The organism is Ideonella sp., assembly GCF_036277275.1.
GTDB lineage: Bacteria > Pseudomonadota > Gammaproteobacteria > Burkholderiales > Burkholderiaceae_C > Ideonella.
Genome location: NZ_DASUNH010000052.1, coordinates 88,106 through 107,121, shown reverse-complemented (window position 1 = coordinate 107,121; position 19,016 = coordinate 88,106). Strand labels below are relative to the sequence as shown.

At 66.0% G+C, this 19,016-nt stretch carries 14 protein-coding genes and 2 pseudogenes; 5 read left to right on the top strand and 11 right to left on the bottom strand.

The window, feature by feature from the left end:
* Window positions 1-5: 5 nt before the first annotated feature.
* The 5 genes from VFY73_RS10010 to VFY73_RS09990 all read left to right on the top strand — a co-directional run bounded on the left by VFY73_RS10010 (window position 6) and on the right by VFY73_RS09990 (window position 6,990).
* A complete protein-coding gene (locus VFY73_RS10010) occupies window positions 6-1,823 on the top strand; it encodes a carboxyl transferase domain-containing protein (protein ID WP_329718194.1) in 1,818 nt (605 codons plus the stop codon).
* A gap of 45 nt (window positions 1,824-1,868) precedes the next feature.
* Window positions 1,869-2,657, top strand: coding sequence for a 2OG-Fe dioxygenase family protein (locus VFY73_RS10005; RefSeq protein ID WP_329718192.1), 789 nt, complete (start codon window positions 1,869-1,871; stop codon window positions 2,655-2,657).
* 45 nt (window positions 2,658-2,702) lie between these two features.
* Window positions 2,703-4,223, top strand: a complete 1,521-nt coding sequence (locus tag VFY73_RS10000; protein ID WP_329718190.1) for a S10 family peptidase — start codon at window positions 2,703-2,705, stop codon at window positions 4,221-4,223.
* Between the two features lie 12 nt (window positions 4,224-4,235).
* A complete protein-coding gene (locus tag VFY73_RS09995) occupies window positions 4,236-5,942 on the top strand; it encodes a bifunctional diguanylate cyclase/phosphodiesterase (protein ID WP_329718188.1) in 1,707 nt (568 codons plus the stop codon).
* A gap of 148 nt (window positions 5,943-6,090) precedes the next feature.
* Window positions 6,091-6,990, top strand: a complete 900-nt coding sequence (locus tag VFY73_RS09990; protein ID WP_329718186.1) for a LamG-like jellyroll fold domain-containing protein — start codon at window positions 6,091-6,093, stop codon at window positions 6,988-6,990.
* 49 nt (window positions 6,991-7,039) lie between these two features.
* On the opposite strand, the gene VFY73_RS09985 is transcribed toward VFY73_RS09990, so the two are convergent.
* The 11 genes and pseudogenes from VFY73_RS09985 to VFY73_RS09935 all read right to left on the bottom strand — a co-directional run.
* On the bottom strand, window positions 7,040-7,519 hold the full coding sequence (locus VFY73_RS09985; RefSeq protein ID WP_329718184.1) for a VOC family protein: 480 nt from the start codon (window positions 7,517-7,519) through the stop codon (window positions 7,040-7,042).
* Window positions 7,520-7,809: 290 nt separating this feature from the next.
* Window positions 7,810-8,769, bottom strand: coding sequence for an NAD-dependent epimerase/dehydratase family protein (locus VFY73_RS09980; protein WP_329718183.1), 960 nt, complete (start codon window positions 8,767-8,769; stop codon window positions 7,810-7,812).
* Window positions 8,759-9,898 (bottom strand): alcohol dehydrogenase catalytic domain-containing protein, encoded by a 1,140-nt coding sequence (locus VFY73_RS09975; protein WP_329718181.1) that lies wholly within the window; start codon window positions 9,896-9,898, stop codon window positions 8,759-8,761. Before VFY73_RS09975 ends, VFY73_RS09980 begins: the two co-directional genes overlap by 11 nt.
* 40 nt (window positions 9,899-9,938) lie before the next feature.
* Window positions 9,939-12,134 (bottom strand): ROK family protein, encoded by a 2,196-nt coding sequence (locus VFY73_RS09970; RefSeq protein ID WP_329718179.1) that lies wholly within the window; start codon window positions 12,132-12,134, stop codon window positions 9,939-9,941.
* A complete protein-coding gene (locus VFY73_RS09965; protein ID WP_329718177.1) occupies window positions 12,131-12,877 on the bottom strand; it encodes an SDR family oxidoreductase in 747 nt (248 codons plus the stop codon). The genes VFY73_RS09970 and VFY73_RS09965 overlap by 4 nt, the downstream gene beginning before the upstream one ends.
* A 34-nt stretch (window positions 12,878-12,911) precedes the next feature.
* Window positions 12,912-14,171, bottom strand: a complete 1,260-nt coding sequence (locus tag VFY73_RS09960; RefSeq protein WP_329718175.1) for a hypothetical protein — start codon at window positions 14,169-14,171, stop codon at window positions 12,912-12,914.
* Window position 14,172: 1 nt separating this feature from the next.
* Window positions 14,173-15,030 (bottom strand): hypothetical protein, encoded by an 858-nt coding sequence (locus VFY73_RS09955; protein ID WP_329718173.1) that lies wholly within the window; start codon window positions 15,028-15,030, stop codon window positions 14,173-14,175.
* A 23-nt stretch (window positions 15,031-15,053) separates the two neighbouring features.
* Entirely contained in the window at window positions 15,054-15,977 is a 924-nt protein-coding gene (locus VFY73_RS09950) for an NAD-dependent epimerase/dehydratase family protein (RefSeq protein WP_329718232.1), read from the bottom strand.
* Window positions 15,978-15,986: 9 nt separating this feature from the next.
* A complete protein-coding gene (fcl, locus tag VFY73_RS09945) occupies window positions 15,987-16,955 on the bottom strand; it encodes a GDP-L-fucose synthase (protein WP_329718171.1) in 969 nt (322 codons plus the stop codon).
* A gap of 269 nt (window positions 16,956-17,224) precedes the next feature.
* A pseudogene (locus tag VFY73_RS09940) lies at window positions 17,225-17,509 on the bottom strand (IS630 family transposase); the annotation flags it as partial.
* Window positions 17,510-18,320: 811 nt separating this feature from the next.
* Window positions 18,321-18,945: pseudogene (locus tag VFY73_RS09935) on the bottom strand (IS91 family transposase); the annotation flags it as partial.
* Window positions 18,946-19,016: the final 71 nt, after the last annotated feature.

The following is a 19,016-nucleotide window of genomic DNA, read 5'->3' as shown; positions in this document are numbered from 1 at the left end:
AGCCCATGAAATCCGTCAGCCTGTGTTCTCCGGTCCAGGGTGTGGTGATCGCCGTCGAGGCCGCGGTGGGGGACGCGGTGGCCGCCAACCGGCCGGTCGTCGTGATCGAGTCGATGAAGATGGAAGTGCCGGTCGAGGCACCGTTTGCCGGCTGCGTGCGCGCCCTGCACATCGCGGTGGGCGACACGGTGGGCGAGGGCGAGGCCTTGGCGCGCTTCGAAGAGAGCGCCGAGGCATCGTCTGCCGCGACACCGGCCGCCACGCCCGTCGCGGCGGCGGCGCACCCCGAGCTGCAGACGCTTCAGCGCCGCCGCCATCAGCTGACCGATGCCGCCCGCCCGGAGGCTGCCGCGCGTCGCCATGCGGCCGGTGGTCGCACCGTGCGAGAAAACGTTTCCGACCTGTTCGACGCGGGCAGCTTCAGTGAATATGGCGCGCTGGCCGTGGCGGCGCAGCGCAGCCGGCGTTCGCTGGATGACCTGGTGGCCAACACGCCGGCCGATGGCCTGGTCACCGGCATTGGCACGGTCAATGCGGTGGAGGTGGGCGCGGAACGGGCGCGCTGCGCGGTGATGGCCTACGACTACACCGTGCTGGCCGGCACGCAGGGCGTCTTCAACCACCGCAAGAGCGACCGACTGCTCGAGCTGGCCGGCCGCTTGAAGCTGCCGGTGGTGCTGTTTGCCGAAGGCGGCGGCGGCCGGCCGGGCGATGTGGACTGGCCGATCGTTGCCGGGCTCGACTGCACCACGTTCGCCCGCTGGGCCGCGCTGGCGGGCCAGGTGCCGCGCGTCGGCATCGTCGCCGGGCGTTGCTTTGCCGGCAACGCCGCGCTGCTGGGCTGCGCCGACGTGATCATCGCCACCGACTCGGCGAGCATCGGCATGGGCGGCCCGGCCATGATCGAAGGCGGGGGCCTGGGCAAGGTGGCGCCCGAAGACGTCGGGCCCGTGTCGGTGCTGGGGCCCAACGGCGTGATCGACCTGCGGGTGGCCGACGAGGCTGCGGCGGTGGCCGCCGCCAAGCGCTACCTCGGCTACTTCCAAGGCGCGCTGTCGGCCGGTGAGGCGGCCGACCAGGCGCCGCTGCGCCATGCGCTGCCGGAAAGCCGCAACGCGCTGTACGACCCGCGCCTGATCATCCGCACGCTGGCTGACGTGGGCTCGGTGATGGAGTTGCGTGCCGAGTTCGGCCCCGGCGTGATCACCGCGCTCGTGCGCATCGAGGGCAAGCCGGTCGCGCTGGCCGCCAGCCACCCGCGCCACCTGGCCGGCGCGCTGGACGCCCCGGCCTGCGACAAGCTCGCCCGCTTCATGCAACTGGCCGACGCCTTCGAGCTGCCACTGGTCACGCTGGTCGACACGCCCGGCTTCATGGTCGGCCCGGCGTCGGAGGCCACGGCGATGGTGCGCCACGCCGCACGCCTGTTCGTCAATGCGGCCGCGCTGCGGGTGCCGGTGTTCAGCGTGGTGCTGCGCCGCGGTTATGGCTTGGGCGCGATGGCGTTGACGGCGGGCCACTTCCACGCCCCGGTGGCGACGGCCGCCTGGCCCAGCGCCGAGTTCGGCGCGATGGGCATCGAGGGCGCCGTGCGGCTGGGCTTCAGGAAAGAGCTCGACGCGGCAGGAGAGGGCCGCCAGGCCTTGTTCGACCAGCTCGTGGCCGAGCACATCGCCCGCGGTCGGGCGATCAACATGGCCAGCCACCTGGAAATCGACGACGTGATCGACCCCGCCGAAACCCGGGCGTGGCTGGCCCGCGGCCTGCGGGCGACGGCCGGCGCGCCACTGCCACCGCGGCGGGGTTTGCTGGACACCTGGTAGGGGGACGCTCGAGCCGCGCGTCCCAAGCCTTGTCACAATCCCACCATGCTGCTTTCACCACCCATCTGCCCGCCAGACCAGCAGGACGCCGCGCTGGCTGAACTGGGCTTTGCCGTTCTCGGGGCCGCCGGTGCGGCCGAACTGCTGGGCGAGCCGGTGGCCGCGCTGGCGCGCTGGCTGCCGTTCTGGGACGAGCTGCCGCCCGACGCGTACTTGAAGGACGGTGGCCGCTACCGGCGTCGGCGGCACGGCTGCTTCATCATCGATGGCGAATCCGTGCTGCCGCAGCCGCACCGTCCGCATTGGCAGCCGGTCGAATACAACGCGCTGCACGGGGGCATCGAGCGCCATTTCGATCCGCTGCCCGAGGCGCTGGTGGCCGACCCGCTGTGGTCGCGCTGGCTGCTGATGGGGGCCGCGCGCGCCTCGGCGCTGGAGTCGGCCAAGCGCCGCGCCCGCGGCGACTCAGCCCCCGCGGGCGGCCCGGGCGTGCAGCCGTGGTACGTCGAGGCGCATCTGTTCCGCATCGATACCACCGACGGCATCGGCCGCCCGACACCAGAGGGCGCCCACCGTGACGGGGTCGACCTGGTCGGCGTGACGCTGATCGCTCGCGAGGGCATCAAAGGCGCCGAGACGCGGGTCTTCGCCGCCGAGGGCCGCGAGGGCCTGCGTTTCACGCTGAGCGAGCCGTTCTCCACCCTGTGGCTCGACGATGCGAAAGTGATCCACGAATCCACCCCGATCCAGCCGCTGCAGCCCGGCGGCAGCGGGCACCGCGATACCCTGGTGCTGACCTACCGCGCCGGCGGTTTCCAGGGCCCAGGCAGCTGACGCAGAGCAGCGCCTCCGACAACACCACAAGCAGAGGGATACGACATGAGCGAGACAACCAGGTCGACGGCGGCCGAGAAGGAAGAAGCGAACAAGCGCCAGCGTGCGGCGGTCGACCAGGCCCTGTCCGAAAGGCCGGCGTGCAGCGGTGGCAGCGTGGTGCTGGGCGGCCGGCGCCTGGCCTACCAGGTCGACGCCGGCTTCGTGCCGGTGCGCTCGGGCACCTTGGGCGAATCGCACGGCGAGCCGGACGCGGCGATCTTCATGACCGCGTACCAGCTGGAGGGTGAGGCCGCCGCCCACCGCCCGATCTGTTTTGCGTTCAATGGCGGCCCCGGCTCGGCGTCGATGTTCCTGCACCTGGGTGCGCTCGGTCCGAAGCGCGTGCGCGTGCGCGACGACGGCGGCATGCCGGCGCCGCCGTACCGCGTCGAAGACAACCCGCTGTCGTGGTTCGAGCACTTCGACCTCGTCTTCATCGACCCGCCGCACACCGGTTTCTCGCTGACCGCCAGCGAAGACGCACGCAAGAAGGCCTTCAGCGTCGACGGCGACGTGGCGATGCTGTGCGAGGCGATGCGCGCCTGGCTCGGCAGGCACCGCCGCTGGGGTTCGCCCGTCTACCTGTGTGGCGAGAGCTACGGCACCACGCGCGCCGCGACGATGGCCGAGTTGTTGTGCGAGCAGGGCGTGGCACTGGCCGGGTTGATCCTGGTGTCTTGTGCGATGGACATCCAGGCGCTCGAATTCGCGCCGCGCAACGACCTGCCGTACGCGCTGTTCCTGCCCGCGTTCGCCGGCACGGCGCAGTACCACGGCTGCCTGAAAGGGCCGTTGGCCGAATCGGCCGACGCCGCGCGCCAGGCCGCGCAAGACTTCGTGCACACCGACTACCTGAGCGCGCTGCACCGCGGCGCGACCTTGACCGACAAGGAGCGTGACCGGATCGCCCGCCGCGTGGGCGAGCTGATCGGCTTGCCGGCGGCGGTGGTCGAGCACATGCACCTGCGCGTGTCCGACTTCCGCTACTTCCACGAGTTGCTGCGTGATCGGGGCCAGGTGCTGGGCCGGCTCGATGCGCGAGTCGCCGGCCCGATGGGGCCGGACCGCAAGCGCGAGTGGGAGTTCGACCCGTCGATCGACGCGCTGGTGGCGCCCTACACGATGGCGGCGATGGATTACTTCCGCAGCACGCTGGGCATCGGCGAATCGGAAGGTTCGGTCGAGCGTGTCTACGTGCCGATGTCCGAACAGGCACACAAGGCGTGGAACTGGAACCGCGGTGACGGCCAGGGCAACAGCTTCACCTGCACCAGCACCGATCTTGCGCGTGCGATGCGCCGCCTGCCGCACCTGGGCGTGTTCGTCGCCAGCGGCCAGTTCGACCTTGGCACGCCCTACAGTGCGACCGACTGGAGCCTGGACCAGCTCGACATCAACGCCGAGGTGCGCGCACGCATCACCCACCGCTACTACGGCGCGGGCCACATGATGTACACGCGTGAAGCCGACATTCGCCAGCTGAAGGCCGACCTGGCCGATTGGCTGACCGCGCTGCCCCGCTGACCAGGTCTTTTCATGCATCCCTTCCGCTGGCTCAGCCTGCGGCAGCTGCTGACCCTGCCATATGTAGCGCTGGTGCTCGGGCTCGCCGTGGTGCTGGGCCTGCTGTCTTACCGCACCGGGCGCGATGCGGTCGACGAGCTGTCCGAGCGGCTGCTGGCCGAAACGGTGGGCCGCATCGCACGCGCCGTCGACCAGCAGCTCGAAGGCTCGCGCCGCGTGCTGGACATCGCCTTCCCGGCCGGCGAGCCCGCGCCCGACGAGATCGAGCCTGCACTCGAGGGCTTGCGCATGCGCTTCTGGCTCGCCACCTCCGTCCACCGTGAGCTGAACAACTACGCCTACTACGGCGACGAGCAGGGCCGCTTCTTCGGCCTGTGGCGCGACGGCGTCGACTCCGCCGAGTTGCGCCTGCGCCTGCGCGGCGAGGGCCCGCGCACGCTGTTCCGCTTCGAGGGTCCGCGCGGCCTGCTGCACGACAGCATGCCCGAGGCCAAGGTCTTCGACCCGAGGTTGCGGCCCTGGTACCAGGCGGCCAAGGCGCGCCCTGGCGACGGCTGGTCGCCGATCTACATCGACTTCCGCACGCAGGAGCTGGTCACCACGCGCACACGGTCGGTGCCGGGGCCCGACGGCCAGATGCGTGGCGTGGTCGCCACCGATGTGTCGCTGCGCCAGCTGAGCGAATTCGTTCAGTCGCTGCAACCCAGCGCGAACGGCGTGGCCTTCGTCGTCGAGCCGAATGGCGACTTGATCGCCACCTCGCGCGGCGTGCATCTGCAGCGTGACACCGACGGCAGCGCCAAGCGCCTGAACGCCGCCGCTGCGCAAGACGCCTTGCTGTCGATGACCTATGCCCACGTGAAGGCACTGATCGACGAAGTGGGCGAGGGCGCGGCCACGCGGTCGACGCGCATCGACGGGCCCGATGGCGCGTCGGTGCAGGTGGCCTCCGCGCGCCTGCGTGACAACGCGGGGCTGGACTGGATCATCGCCGTCGCCGTGCCACGCAGCGATTTCTTGCACCGCGTGACGGCCAACCTCTACCAAAGCCTGGCGCTCGCGCTGCTGGCGGCGCTGGCGGTGGTCGGCGTGGGCTGGATCAGCCTTGGCGTCGTCTCGCGCGACCTGCGTGCGATTGCGGTGGCGGCGCGCCAGATCGGCGATGGCCATTTCGATACACCGCTGACCATCGATCGGCACGACGAGATCGGCGACCTCGCGCAGAGCTTTGCGACGATGCGCCACAAGCTGTCGACCGACCGCCTGACCGGCCTGGCGAACCGCGAGGCGACGATCCGCCGCATCAGCGACCGCATCGAGCAGCACCGGCGCGACAGCGACACACAGCCGTTCGCGCTGCTGTTCCTCGACGTCGATGGCTTCAAGAAGGTCAACGACCACTACGGCCATGGTGCCGGCGACCAGGTGCTGCGCGAGCTGGCCAACCGCATGGCCGCGTCGGTGCGCGAGGGCGACCTCGTTGCCCGCTGGGCCGGCGACGAATTCCTGATCGTGCTCGACGGAATCGGCCAGGTCGAGCTGGCGCGGCGCATCAGCGATCAACTCGAAGCCCGCCTCAGCGAACCGATCGACGCCGCCCGCGACGCGCAAGTCGGCGTCTCGATCGGTGTCGCTCTGTACCCGCGCGACGGCGACGACGTGCCGTCGCTGATCCAGCAGGCCGATGCCGACATGTACCGGCGCAAGCGCAGAAGCTGAATCGGGCCGGCGGCGCCGGAGCGACGGCAAGAGCGCTGACGGCAGTTTCATTTCCGAACGCACGGGTGCTGCCGCGCGCCCCACACTGCAAGCCTTGCCGGGTACCAACGACCCGGCCCGATGGGACTGCGCACGTGGAGCAAACGCCATGAAGGTTTCGTTGCCGTTGACCCTGGGCAGCCGCCGTGCGGCCGGACCGGAAGTGAGGGTTCTGGTGGCGGCCCTCGTGTGCATGGTGACTTGCGCGGCGGTGGCCAACGAGCCACGGGGGTTGACGGCCCCATCGACATCGGCCTATGACGACCGGGTGCTCGCCGACAGGCCGGTGATGTATCTGCCGCTCGGCGGCGCCAACGGCACGAAAGACCTGAGCGGGCGCGGCCATGACGGCACGCCGTACCACGGCCCGACCACGACGACCTTCGCCAACGGCGACCCGGCACTCAAGTTCGACGGCGTGCGGCAGTACGTCGAAGTCGCCGACCGCGACGACCTCAGCGTCAGCTCGTCCGGCGTGCTGACGATGGAGGCTTGGCTGCGGCCCGACGTGTTGAACTTTCCGAACGAGGAATCCGACACGACGCCCTACGTGCACTGGCTCGGCAAGTCGACCAGCGGCCAATCGGAGTACGTCGCGCGCATGTATTCGCACGATGCCGATTGGGCCGGCGACGGCATCGACCCACCGCGCCCCAATCGCATCAGCGGCTACGCCTTCAACCTGAGTGGTGGCCTCGGCGCCGGCAGCTACTTCCAGGAGCCGGTGGTCGCCGGTGAGTGGATCCACTACGTGCTGGTGATCAACACCCGCAAGACCAGCGCCGACTACCCGACCGGCTACACCAAGGTCTACCGCAACGGAAAGCGGTGGGACCAGGACTCGCTGCTCGACTACCAGATCGTGCCGAAGAACGGCAGCGCCCCATTCCGTATCGCCAGCGTCGGGCTGCGCGGGTACTTTCAGGGGGCGATTGCGAAGGTGGCGGTGTACAAGCGCGAGCTGCCGGCGAAGGCTGTTCTGGCGCACTACAGCATGGTGCGGCCGTAGGCGGCAAAGGCCCGCCCGGTCGACACTGCTGGAGCGGCGCCTGCCGGCGTCAGCCCCGGCGGGCTGCCTCGATGGCAGCGATGTCGATCTTTGTCATCTCCATCATCGCGTCGAAGGCGCGCTTGGCGGCCCGGCGATCGGGGTCGGTGATCGCATCAGTGAGGGCCCGTGGCGTGATCTGCCACGACAAGCCCCACTTGTCCTTGCACCAGCCACAGGCACTTTCCTGGCCGCCGTTCTTGACGATCGCGTTCCACAAGCGATCGGTCTCGGCCTGGTCGTCGGTCGCCACCTGGAACGAGAATGCCTCGTTGTGTTTGAAGGTCGGCCCACCGTTCAGCCCGAGGCAAGGAATGCTCATCACGGTGAATTCGACAGTCAGAACGTCACCTTGCTTGCCATCGGGATAGTCGCCCGGCGCGTGAAGAACAGCCCCCACGGCGCTGTCCGGAAACGTTTCGGCATAGAACCGCGCGGCCTCCAAGGCGGTGCCGTCGTACCAAAGGCAAATCGTGTTCTTGCTGACCATGTCGTTCTCCAATGGGTTGGGGTGCGTGCGATCGAACCACGAACCACGAAGCGCGGGCAACTGGCGTTCCCTGGCGTGGCGCGCGCAGGGTGGACTGCGGATGGTGCGTGGCCGATCTTGGCCGATCGCGCCCGCCGTCGGCCGAGCAGCAGGACCGGCATGCCGAGTCAGAAGCGGCGCCGACGGATGTGGGTTCGCATGCGCTTTTTCGTCCCCAGCTGGCACAGCGAGGCCGACATCGCGGAGACAGTACAGCTCCTTGCCTGGGAAGCGTGCGCTGCAGCGGCGTGTCAGCGCCGGATCTGCGGGTTCGACAGATTGTCCCTATACCATTTGACGGTCATGGTCAGCCCGGCCTCGATGCCCACCTCGCAGCTGAAGCCAAGTTCAGTGCGTGCCTTGGTGACATCCAGACAGCGGCGCAACTGGCCTTCCGGCTTGTCGGCAAGCCAGCGGACGCCACCCATTGGATTGATTTGGGCTTGCAAGTGCCGGACCACTTCCGCGATGGGTGTCTCCACGCCCGAAGAGAGGTTGACCACCTCCGCTGCTTCATAACGCTCGGCGGCCAGCAGCAGCCCCCTGGCAACATCGGTGGCGTAGATGAAGTCACGGGTCGATCGGCCCGTGCCCCACACTTCGACCGGCTCGCCGCTCTCCTGCGCCGCCAAGAACTTGGTGACCAAGGCGGGCACCACATGAGCCTCCGCCAAGCGGTAGTTGTCCCACGGGCCGTAAATGCCTCCTACGATGCAGACGACAGCGGGGAAGCCATACTGCGCATAGTAGGCCGCCGACTGCATGCACAGCATCCGCTTGGCCGAAGAAAAAGGCGCGCTCTCTTTTTGCGGCAGGCCGTTCCACAAATTCGTTTCCTTGACCGGCATTTCCGCGTCCGCCGGATAGCCGCATCCCGCTGCCGTCGCGACGAATCTGGAAGCGCCCGACATCGCCGCATGGTGCAGGACCTGAGCGTCCATGAGCAGGTTTTGATAGTAGAACTCCGCCGGGCGTTGCTTGTTGGCGAGAATGCCGCCGACCAGCCCGGCCAGATGGAAGACGACGTCGGGTCGGTGCTGCGCGAACAACCGCTGGACGTCCGAGCCTTGAGTGAGATCGAACTCGCCGTGCGCCGGCGTCCACAGCGCTCGCGGGTTGAACTGGCGCAACAGGGCGACGAGGTTTCTGCCGATAAAGCCGGCGCCGCCGGTCACGAGGACTGTCTTGTTTTGCCAAAAATCAGGGTTCATTGTTGACCTCCCGTTGCTCTTGATATTTCCAGTCGGCGTTGGCGGTTTCAACCACATGGCCCGCCAGGCGGAAATCGATGACGCCTTTGACGAACTCCGCCTGATCAAACGCGCGCGCTCTGGTTCGGCCCAGCAGCTGCGCCAACATTTCCGGTGCGGCGTTCAGCGAGCACCGGTGGGTGATAACGCAGCCGTAGCGGTCTGCCGCTTGCGACAGGACGGTTTGCGCCAAAGCCAAGTGGCGGAGGGCGGTGCCACGGTGGCCGGTCACGTGGATTCTTTTGCCGTCCGCGCACACTCGCTCTGCCACGATGCCCGGTTGCGGGATGCCACACACGTTGGCGCGACGCACGCTGTTGAGGTCGAGCCCTGGCAGCGCGGTGATGCAGTCGCCGTCGGCGAAACCGCCTAGCAGATCAGTGCAGCCTCCTTGCCGCAGGGCCGGCAGGATGGACTCAAGCATCGACGTTGCCGCCGTCCTGGGCGTGCATAGGAACGCGGCGTCCAGTTTGCGGCCCGCCAGCCGCTGCGACACGGCGGCGGCGAGGTTCTCCTCGCCGGCAACCAAAACGAACCGGGCCGGCAAGATTCCCCGATTTGCCACCCACTGCCGCCGACGTTGAGAGTTAGTGATCAACAGCACCTGGGCCGCGCCCAAGTCTTGGGCCGACAGCACGGCCAGCAAGCCGGCCGGACCGGCGCCGATGACGGCGACGGTTTGCATCGCCACCGCCTGTCCGACCAGTTCGAAACCGTACAGGACGGCGGCTAAAGGCTCCACTAGCGCGCCCAGCAGCGGATCCAGGTCGGAGACCTCGGCCTGCACCACCAAGCCCCAGGCAAGTTCGCTCGCCGACACCCACCGCCTTTCTTGCATCAGGCCGTCGCACGAGTGGCCGAGAATCTCGGCTTGGTTGCGGGGGTTGACAGGGTTGAAGATGACGGTGTCGCCCGCCTGAAAGCCGCACCCGTCAATGCCCGCCGCCAACACTGTGGCCATCCCTTCGTGGCCGAGGATGGCCGCCGTGTCTGAGCGGTGGTTTCTGAGGATTTGCAGGTCGGTTCCGCAAATGCCAACGACAAGGGGAGCCACCAGCAGCCCGTCCGTTCGGAGCGAGGGCGTGGGCACGGCGGCGATCTTGACCCCCGCCGGGGTTCTTGCCAGCGCCCTATGAGTTGACATGCCGACCCTGCAGTGCCTGGACGCGTCGGCAGGCGTCTTCGACTTCCGCGAACGTCACGTCGTTGCAGAATACGGATTGGCCAATTGCCGTCGGCATTGGCAGGCGCTGCCTGCCGTCGCGGTGCAGCACAGTTTCTTGCAACCCGCGCCACAACAGGCCAGGCCCGCAGCAAGGATGCGTGAGCGGAAGGCCCAACGCGGCCACCAGGGACACGATCCTGTCCCACACCATCCGCCCTATCATGCCGCGCTGCCATGCGATGGTGGATGACAGCACCATGTCAATGGCCACCGCCTCGCCGTGCAACAGCTCCTCCGCTGCCGCCATTTCCACCACCGGGCTGAAGGAGTGGCCAAAATCGACGACGCGGTCGAGGTTTGCCTCCCACAAATTCGGTTCAAGCTGGTCGAGCATGAGGACAGTGGCGCGGCGCATGAGTTGCGCGCCCGCCGAAGACTGGAAGCGTTCAGCTATCAGTTCGCGGCCATGCAGTTCGAGCATGGCGACCAGTTCGGCGTCCAGCATCAGGGCGATTTTCAGAACCTCCGCCAAGCCATTGCGTATGTGGCGCTCGGGCAGCACAGTGAGGAATGCCCTGTCTATCAGTACAGCGGTGGGAGGATAGTAGTAGCCCAGGCGGCTTTTGCGGCCATCGAAGTTGACCCCGACCTTGACCCCTATGGCCGCGTCCACCATGGCCAACAGCGTGGTCGGTACACGGACATAGGGAGTACCGCGCCGGTATTGGCTGGCGGCCATGCCGACGATGTCAAGCAACACGCCTCCGCCCATGGCGATGATCGGGGTGCGCCTGCGCGTCTTGGCGGCGTCCAGGCAGCGCACCACTTGTTCGGCTCTCTGCAGCGTCTTGGTCTGCTCTGCGCAGTGCAGGACGAGGAAGCTAGGTGCTGCCCCGCGGGCGGCGAAATAGGCCCTGATCCGCTCGCCGAAGTGCTGCTCCACTTGGCTGTCGATGACCACCACGCCGCACGCGGGAGCGTCGGCCAGGGTGGCCAGGGCGTCGTTGAGCGGATCCAGCGCCGCCGTCGTTTCGTGGACGGCATAGGCGACGGCTTTCGCTGTCGACAAGACGCGGAGAGTTTGGCAACTGCGCAAAGGTCGCAGAGCTGTCTGCCGGAGGCGCGATGTGGCCAGCCGTCCACAGCCGAGTAACGCGGAGTCGTCGCTGGTCTCGTCCAGCACGATGCGCTTCCGGAAGAAGGTGGGGTCGGAGGTGGTGACTTGGTACAGGCCGAGTCTCTCAAGGTGTGCCACGAGCGGGCGATAGTGCGCCTGCCCCAGGCCGCGGGCGACGCCCCCGCTGAGGATCAAATGCTCTACCTCGGGATCCAGGGCAAACAGCCTAAGAATCATCTCCGCCAGCGGCAAGGTGATGGCGGAGAGCAGTTCCAGGGCGAGTGGGTCGCCGGCGGTGGCCAGGCGGGCGAACCGTCCGGCGTCGAAAACCGGCGGCGAGCCGCGGGCGTCCTCCAGAAGATGCCCGGCTTCGCCCGGCATCGCAGCGGCCAGATGGCGCACCAGTGCTTCCAGCCCCCTGCCCGAACAAAAAGCGTTGAGGTGGTCTTGTCCGCCGCAGTCGCAAGGCAGGTGGATGGCTTCGCCTCTGAACGTGAAAGCTATGGGAATGTGACCGATTTCCCCTTGAATGCCGTGGACACGGTCGACGGGGTAGGCCTCGAGCCGTCGATCGTAGGTTCGCAGTGCGATGCCGGTGCTGACCGTGACCAGCGACAGACGCGAAGCCTTGGCATAGCAGGGCTGGGCCACGTGATAGGCCAACGCAGCTGTCACGTCGTTGACCACGATCCATTGCACCTCGGAGTCGGCCTCGGCGAGCGCGGCGGGAAGGTCGAACGGCAGGCAGTTCGGCCCCCAAAGCGGCCCGGAGTTCAGCACGAAGCCGGTGTGTGCGTTCAGGGCCGCGCCCATGGATACGGCGGCGCATCCACCGGCGCCGCCCAATCGCCGGGTTTCGCTCGCAAGATAGTCCACCAACGAGGCTTGCAGCGCCCGGACTGGAAGGCCAGGGTTGTTATGGAAACTGATGGCAGGGGTGCGGCGAATGTCTTGCAGCGTGTTCCCGTCCAATAGCAAAGCGCTGCGGAACCATGTCCCGCCGATGTCGAAGACACAAATCGGGGGGGAGCCAACCACGCTCATGGAGTGTCTCCATCATTGGCCGCAGCCACGTGCCTACCCACTTCCACGACGCGGCCATTGAGGCCCGCGCCGAGGTCGCACACCAGTCGGCAGATGGGATCGGCGAAGGCCGAAGGAGGGATGTAACCGGCGAAGTCGAAGAACGGTGGACGCCGCAGCCGCAAACCCGGCGTGACCACCTGCCGCGTGGGCAGCAGTTGCACGACATTGACACCGCGCCCGACCATTTCGGCGGCCAACCCTTCGAAGAGCGCACGCGCCGCCGCCTTAGACGCGGCATAGCCGACGCGCAACGGGCCGGGAGAGAAGGCGACATCCGAAGTGACGCCGGCCACGAGCCCCCTGCCTCTTTTCAACAGATGCGGAAGCGTCGCCCGGACGGCAAGGAACACACCCCGCGCATTCACGTTGAACAGGGCGTCCCACTCTTCCAACGTCGTTTCTTCAAAGGGATGGCGCGAAGGGCTGGCGTAGTCCACCGCGCTGGCCACCACGGCGTCCAGACGATTTCCGTGGGTGCTCAACCATTGCTCCATCGCCTGCACGGCATGGACGCCCTCGGCAAGGTCCGCGCGGATCCAGTCGGTACCGGGATTCCAGCCGTCAGGCGCCGCTTCCTCCCATTGGCCGGGCGGCCTCCTCGACACAATGGCGACACGCGCCCCCCCGGCCGCCAGGCCGACCGCCATCGCATGGCCAATCCCGCTCGACCCGCCGGTCAGCAAGATGGTCTTGTTGGACAAGTTCCCGGCGTGTGTTGGCATTCCGGATTTCGGGCTAATAGCATCTGAGCAAGGTGGGCGAGACGTGCCCGATCATCGAGCTCGGGAAAAATGGGATGGCGCAGCTTTCGTCGGTTTGCCTGATGATCCTGGCCACATATTTTTCGAGGCTGTTTTCGCTTCGATAGGCGCGCCCTTGCAACTGCGCTCTTCGCCGATAGTCGGACTTGTTGTCGGCCATGTGGGCGAGCGCCGCTGCTGCTTCTTCCACGGTGTCCACTGCCGCCCCACCGCCCTGCGTGATCAAGCTGGCGCAGAACGTTTCCTTGTGCGTGAGCAGGCATTTGTCGGCGCAAATGGCCTCCACCGAGACCATCGACCCTTTGAGGCGATAGACCTTCTTGTCGTACAACTGGATCGCCACGTGGCAGGCTAATAGCAAGTCGAGGTAGCTCTCTTCCTCCAGATGCATGTCCACCAGCTGGACATAGTCACCCGGATAACTGGCGAGGGTCCTGATCGCATCGTCGATGCTCTGATTGGAGCCCACCAGCTTGGGTTTGCAGTGAATGACGAAGCGCAGTTTCCCCGGCAGGCCCAGACTTTCGGCATGCCTGACCAGTTCGGGCAGGAGCAGAAATCCCTTTTCTTCGCGGGCGGCTCCGAGGAACGTGGCCGTCAGCACATCACTGTCGTCAGCATTCAGATCCGCTGAAAACTGCCTGGGCGGCGGCAGGAGCAAGGGCCTGACGTTAAACCCGTACCTCAGCGTGTAGTGCTCTGCCAATTGCGGAATTTCCGCCCAGAAGAACACCTTCCTGTCGATCGCCGCGGCAGTCCTGAAGCGTTTCAGGTTCTCCGAAAAGAAGGTGCCCGGCTGCTTGCCAGGCATGACGTCCGGCCCGAAAGGTGTACAGGCATGGATGCAGGGGCCGCGTTGCCAGTCCGCATCCGACGTGTACAGCGCCAACGCATCGAACAGATCACCAAAGACGGTCGGAAAGAACACGTGGTCATCGACATCCAGATCGGCGATGGCATTGACCAGTTCGTTCAGCAGTGTTCGATCCGGGTGTTCCGGCAACTCATGCTTGCGAACGGGATGAAAGCGGTCGTACATGGTGACGGAAAAGACGGCACGCGCCTTGACCTCATCCGCAGGCTCGGGAACGAAATGCTGGTGGGTCAACCAGACGACATCCAAGCCCAGCAGCCGCGCCGCATGGGTGATCTGCCGGGCCAGATAGAGGTGGTGGCCTTGTTCGTCGTACAAGGAGGGGTCTGCAACGACGAAGCGCGGCTTGCCGGCGGCCATGTCACGTCCCGGTTCTGGTGGGGCGGTGACCCTGGTTGTTCAGGGCGACAAGAAGGCACAGGGCTTCTTCCCACGCAAAGAAGCGCTCGATGGTGGCCGATGGGTGGTCCAGCGAGGTGACGTCGATCCTGGCCTTGATGTCGGGCGTGAGCGCGAGGCGGGTGAACTTGAGATAGTTCTCCTCGCTCATCGAGTAGCAGTCGATCAACTGCCGCAGCACCGGCATCAGTCTCCGGCCGGTGGTGGCCCACCCGCAGCGTCGAAACCGGCCGCAAGGTTGGCCGTAGACGGAGAAGACAGCCTTGTCGTTCCTGAATCGGTCGAGGGCCTGACGAAACTCGGCGACCGCGTTGTCCGAGGGGAAGCAATCCTCCTCCAGGATCAGCATGTCCTTGTAGCTGTTGCACATCTCGACCAGGCCCTGGATGACCAGCTTGTCGCGCCCCACCCGGCCCGCTTGCCTGTGAATCTTCCTGATCGGGTACCTCTTGAGCAGGGCGTGGACCTCGTCGGTCCTGCGCCGCAGATCCTCATCGCCTTGATGGCCGTCCAGCCATGCTTCCGCCCAGGGCAAGGCATCCTGCCTTTGCAAGCCTTCCAGAACCACAGCCATCGACTCCGCGTTGGTATGTCCGAAGATGGCAATGCCGAAGTCGTCTCGCTTCTTCAGCGGCAAGGGGATGCTGCTCGCCGTGACGCACAGCGGGTCGATCGAAGGCATGGCGCGGACACGCGCCAAGAGCTCGCTTCTTTCGAACTCGAGCCGGCCGATCCGATCGTTGAGGTCTTCAACGAGATCACTCTCCCCGGTCCAGCTCCGCCACGCAGCCAATGCACGAACGCCGATGCGAGTGCCCATGATTCTCCTTCTGCAAGTACCGCCTAGGCATTCCTCCAATGGGTCCGGATCTCCAGCGCCCGGACGATCTTCAGGACTTCGGTGAGGCCTTCCGCCATGTCGACCTGCGGACGGAAGCCGAGGTCGCGGAAGCGAGCGTAGCTCACGGCATAGTCCCTCGCGTCCGCGTCGGCGCCAACGCCGGTCTCGTAAATATGGAACGGCGCCTGATCTTGAATCGCTTTGGCCACTTCCGCTTTGGTGAGGTTGAGCGACTCGTCGCCGACGTTGAAGCAACCACCCGCCAACTCGTCATGATGTTCGAGCGCCACCAGGAAGGCGGCAGTCATGTCACGCACGTGCAGGAATGTGCGCCTCGCGCCGGGCTCGTAGAGAATGGCCTGCCGCTGGGTGACCGCCATGTAGGCCAGATCGTGCACCAGCAAGTCCATGCGGAAGCGAGGCGACACGCCGAACGCGGTCGCGAGCCGAAGGCACACGCCGCCCGCCGCGAGAGCGGTTTGCTCGGCGCTGGCCTTGGTTTCGCCATACAGCGTGAGTGGACTGAGCGGGGTGTTTTCCGTGCATAGCCCGTCAACCTTGCCGTAGACGGAACCCGTGGAAGCATGAATCAGCCGCTGGCCCTTGGCCAGGCTGCGACAGACGTTTTCGGTTCCGCCGACGTTGATGGTTTGGGCAGCGACGGGGTCGCGGGAGCAAGCGGGGTGGCCGACTATCGCCGCGAGATGGATGACGGCGTCGTGCTTAGCCACCTCCTCGCCCACCAGCTTTTGGTTGCGAACATCGCCGCGCACGATGCGCAGCGCTGGATGGCTCGCCACGTGCAACAGCGGTTCGATGCCGTACATGAAGTTGTCCAGCACGGTGGCCCTGAAACCACGGGACAACAGCAAAGGCACGAGCGTGCTGCCGATATACCCGGCCCCGCCGGTCACCAAGATGCTCATGCCCACGGCTTAACTCCTGAAGTGGCGTTGGTTTTCCAGAAACCATCGGTACGCGTCGCGCAGCCCGTCCTCCAGGCTGATACCGGCTTGCCAGCCCAGCGCCTTCAGGCGGGAGACGTCGAGCAGCTTGCGCGGGGCGCCGTCGGGCTTGCTGTTGTCGAACACCAGCCGGCCCTGGAAGCCGGTGACGCGGGCGACAGTCTCGGCCAGCTCGCCGATGGTGCAATCCTTCCCCGTGCCGACATTGATGTGCGACAGCATGGGCCGGGTGTGGGCTTGGTACACCGCTTTATCCAGCTCCATCACATTCACGCAGGCCGCCGCCATGTCGTCCACATGGAGAAACTCGCGCATCGCTTTGCCGCTACCCCACACCACCAATTCTTCCGCCCGCGCTTCGACTGCCTCGTGGAAGCGGCGTAGCAGGGCCGGGATGACGTGGCTGTTCTGCGGGTGGAAATTGTCGTTCGGCCCGTAGAGATTGGTGGGCATCACCGAGCGGTAGTCGCGCCCGTGCTGGCGGTTGTAGCTTTCGCAAAGCTTGATGCCGGCGATCTTGGCGACCGCGTAAGGCTCGTTGGTCGGCTCCAAGGTACCGGTCAGCAGCGCCTCCTCGTTCATCGGCTGCCCGGCCAGCCGGGGGTAGATGCAGGAAGATCCGAGGAACAGCAGCTTGTCCACTCCCGCCTGATGGGCGGCGTGGATGATGTTGCCCTCGATCATCAGGTTTTCGTAGATGAACTCCGCCGGATAGGTGTCATTGGCGTGTATGCCGCCTACCTTGGCCGCCGACAGATACACCTGGTCGATGGCGTGGTTCTGGAAGAACGCCTCGACGTCGGCCTGACGGGTCAGGTCCAGCTCGCTTCGGGCGGCGGTGAGGATGTTTCGGCAACCTAGGGCCTGCAGGCGGCGCGTTATGGCCGAGCCAGTCATGCCACGGTGGCCGGCGACGAAAATGGTCGCGTTCAAATCCACGTCAGTTCTCCGACGAAATCGGGACGATTTAGATCATGCGCGAAGCTCAATGCTCGAACGAATGATGAGCGGATGCGCTAACGCAGTTCACACCATCCGCGGCAGACCATCCGATTGAAACTGCCGAGCTGCTCTCGAAAGCAGCACCTCTCGGTTCGCCAAGCAGCGAGTCGAAGAGATAACACGCATTGCGACCTCCTTCGGAGTTGCGCGAAGCGCCATTCTGAAACTGCGCTGCGCCATCCAGAGGCGCAAAACCCTTCCCCGAGCTAGTGTTCTGTCCCCCTGATACGAGAGTGAAGTCGGTGCAGCTTTTCGAGGATCGAATCGGCAGTGGCTGTCCTGCGGAAGGGCTGACAGTTGGTGTCGTGCGAGGCCACGAAGTGATCGATGCGTTGCACGAGTTGTTTGACGCTGGTGAACGAACCATTGCGGATGGCCTTGTCGGTGACTAGCGAGAAGAAGCGCCGACCTGGCAGCCAGCAGCTGTAGGTCGGGATGAAGTGCATGTGCCAACGTGGACGCTGCGCCAGCCAAGCCTTGATCTTGGGGTGGGCCAGTCGTCGGAGCAATGTGTACTTGGGCCAGAGGTCACTTGACGATGAGTCTTTCCACAATGCATAGGCCGAATGAGCGGCGAATCCACAACATTGAGGTTGCGTGGGATTCGGGTTCTTTGCGATGGCGCAGGTTCGGGGTAGATCAATCGACCTCTCCCGGTGTGGATGTAGTGGCTGAGCAAGAGGGGCAATTGGTCGGCGTGATGAAACGACCATGAGGCAGTCCGCCGAAGACGATCAGCACCGCATAGGCTCAGACTCGGGCAACTACGAAGCGGTCTACTGCTTTGCGAACTTGGAGAGTCCGCCTTGGGTCGGTACTTTCGGTTCGCGCCGGGGGGCGTTCGCTGGGCCCCTGCCGGCTGGTTGCGTTCGAGCGCCCCATTTCAGATGGCGCGCTCGCGCGCCCGGCCATCAGGGCAGATACGCTGGGTATCTGCCCAGGCGTCCGGGCGCACGATCATCACCATCTGGTCGAATCTCAATGACAGTTATTTACGGGACAGGACCCTAGTCAAGGGTTGTCGGAGACCCGCCCGTGCGCGAGGCTAGTCGCACCGAGCTGAGAGGGCAGGTGTCGGACAAGCCTCTAGGGAGGGAACCGCGGGGCACGCCGCGACGCGGCGAAAAGCGCCCGAACCTATGACGATTCGGCCGGCCTCATCCGCATGTCAGGACTGACGGCCGTGCCGAACCAGGTGCCCCAGTGGATGGTGGCCGCGGCGAAGGCACCGGTGGAATGCCAGGTGGCAAGCAGTTTGTCATGGCGAAGGCGCGTGCGGTGGTGCGCGGATTGATTGCCCACGTCCTTCCATCGGAAGGTGACGCCGCACTCGTCAATGGCGAGCAACCGGCTGTTGGGAATGGCCACCCGATGCGTGTAGCGCGAGAGATAGGCCAGCACAGCCTGCGGGCCGGCGAACGGGCGTTTGGCGTAGGCCACCCACTCGCACGTGCGCAGTGGCAGCAGCCAGTCCTCGAATACCTTGGCATCGGCCAGCGCCGCGTGCTCACCGAAAAACCGCAGCCGGCCCGCCTGATGCAACTGCTGCAGTTGTTCGACAGCACCGGCGGAACAGTCTGGACAGCACCCGCACCGACAGGAAGAAGCCGGGCCTACAAGCGATCCAGCGCTTGCCATCCGGTGCCAACCCACCACCGGGCACGATGCCGTGCACATGCGGATGGTGCGTCGTCGCCGAGCCCCAGGTGTGCAGGACCAGCGTCGCGCCGATGCGAGCTCCCAGGTGCTGGGAGTCGGCGGCGATGGTCAGCAGGGTCTGGGCTGCCAACGTCGAACAGCAGCCCATAGACCCGCAGCCTTGTTCTGGTATGCGATATCGGCGATCGGCGCCGGCAGCGTGAACACCGCGGTCGTACTCCGCCGACAACAGATCGGCATCGGCCTGGCGGGCTTCGAGCCAGCGCTTGTCAGCCGCGCTTCGACGCGCTTTTGTCTCGTCCGGCCTGCGCACGCGTCGTCTTGCTTGCGTTGTCGACA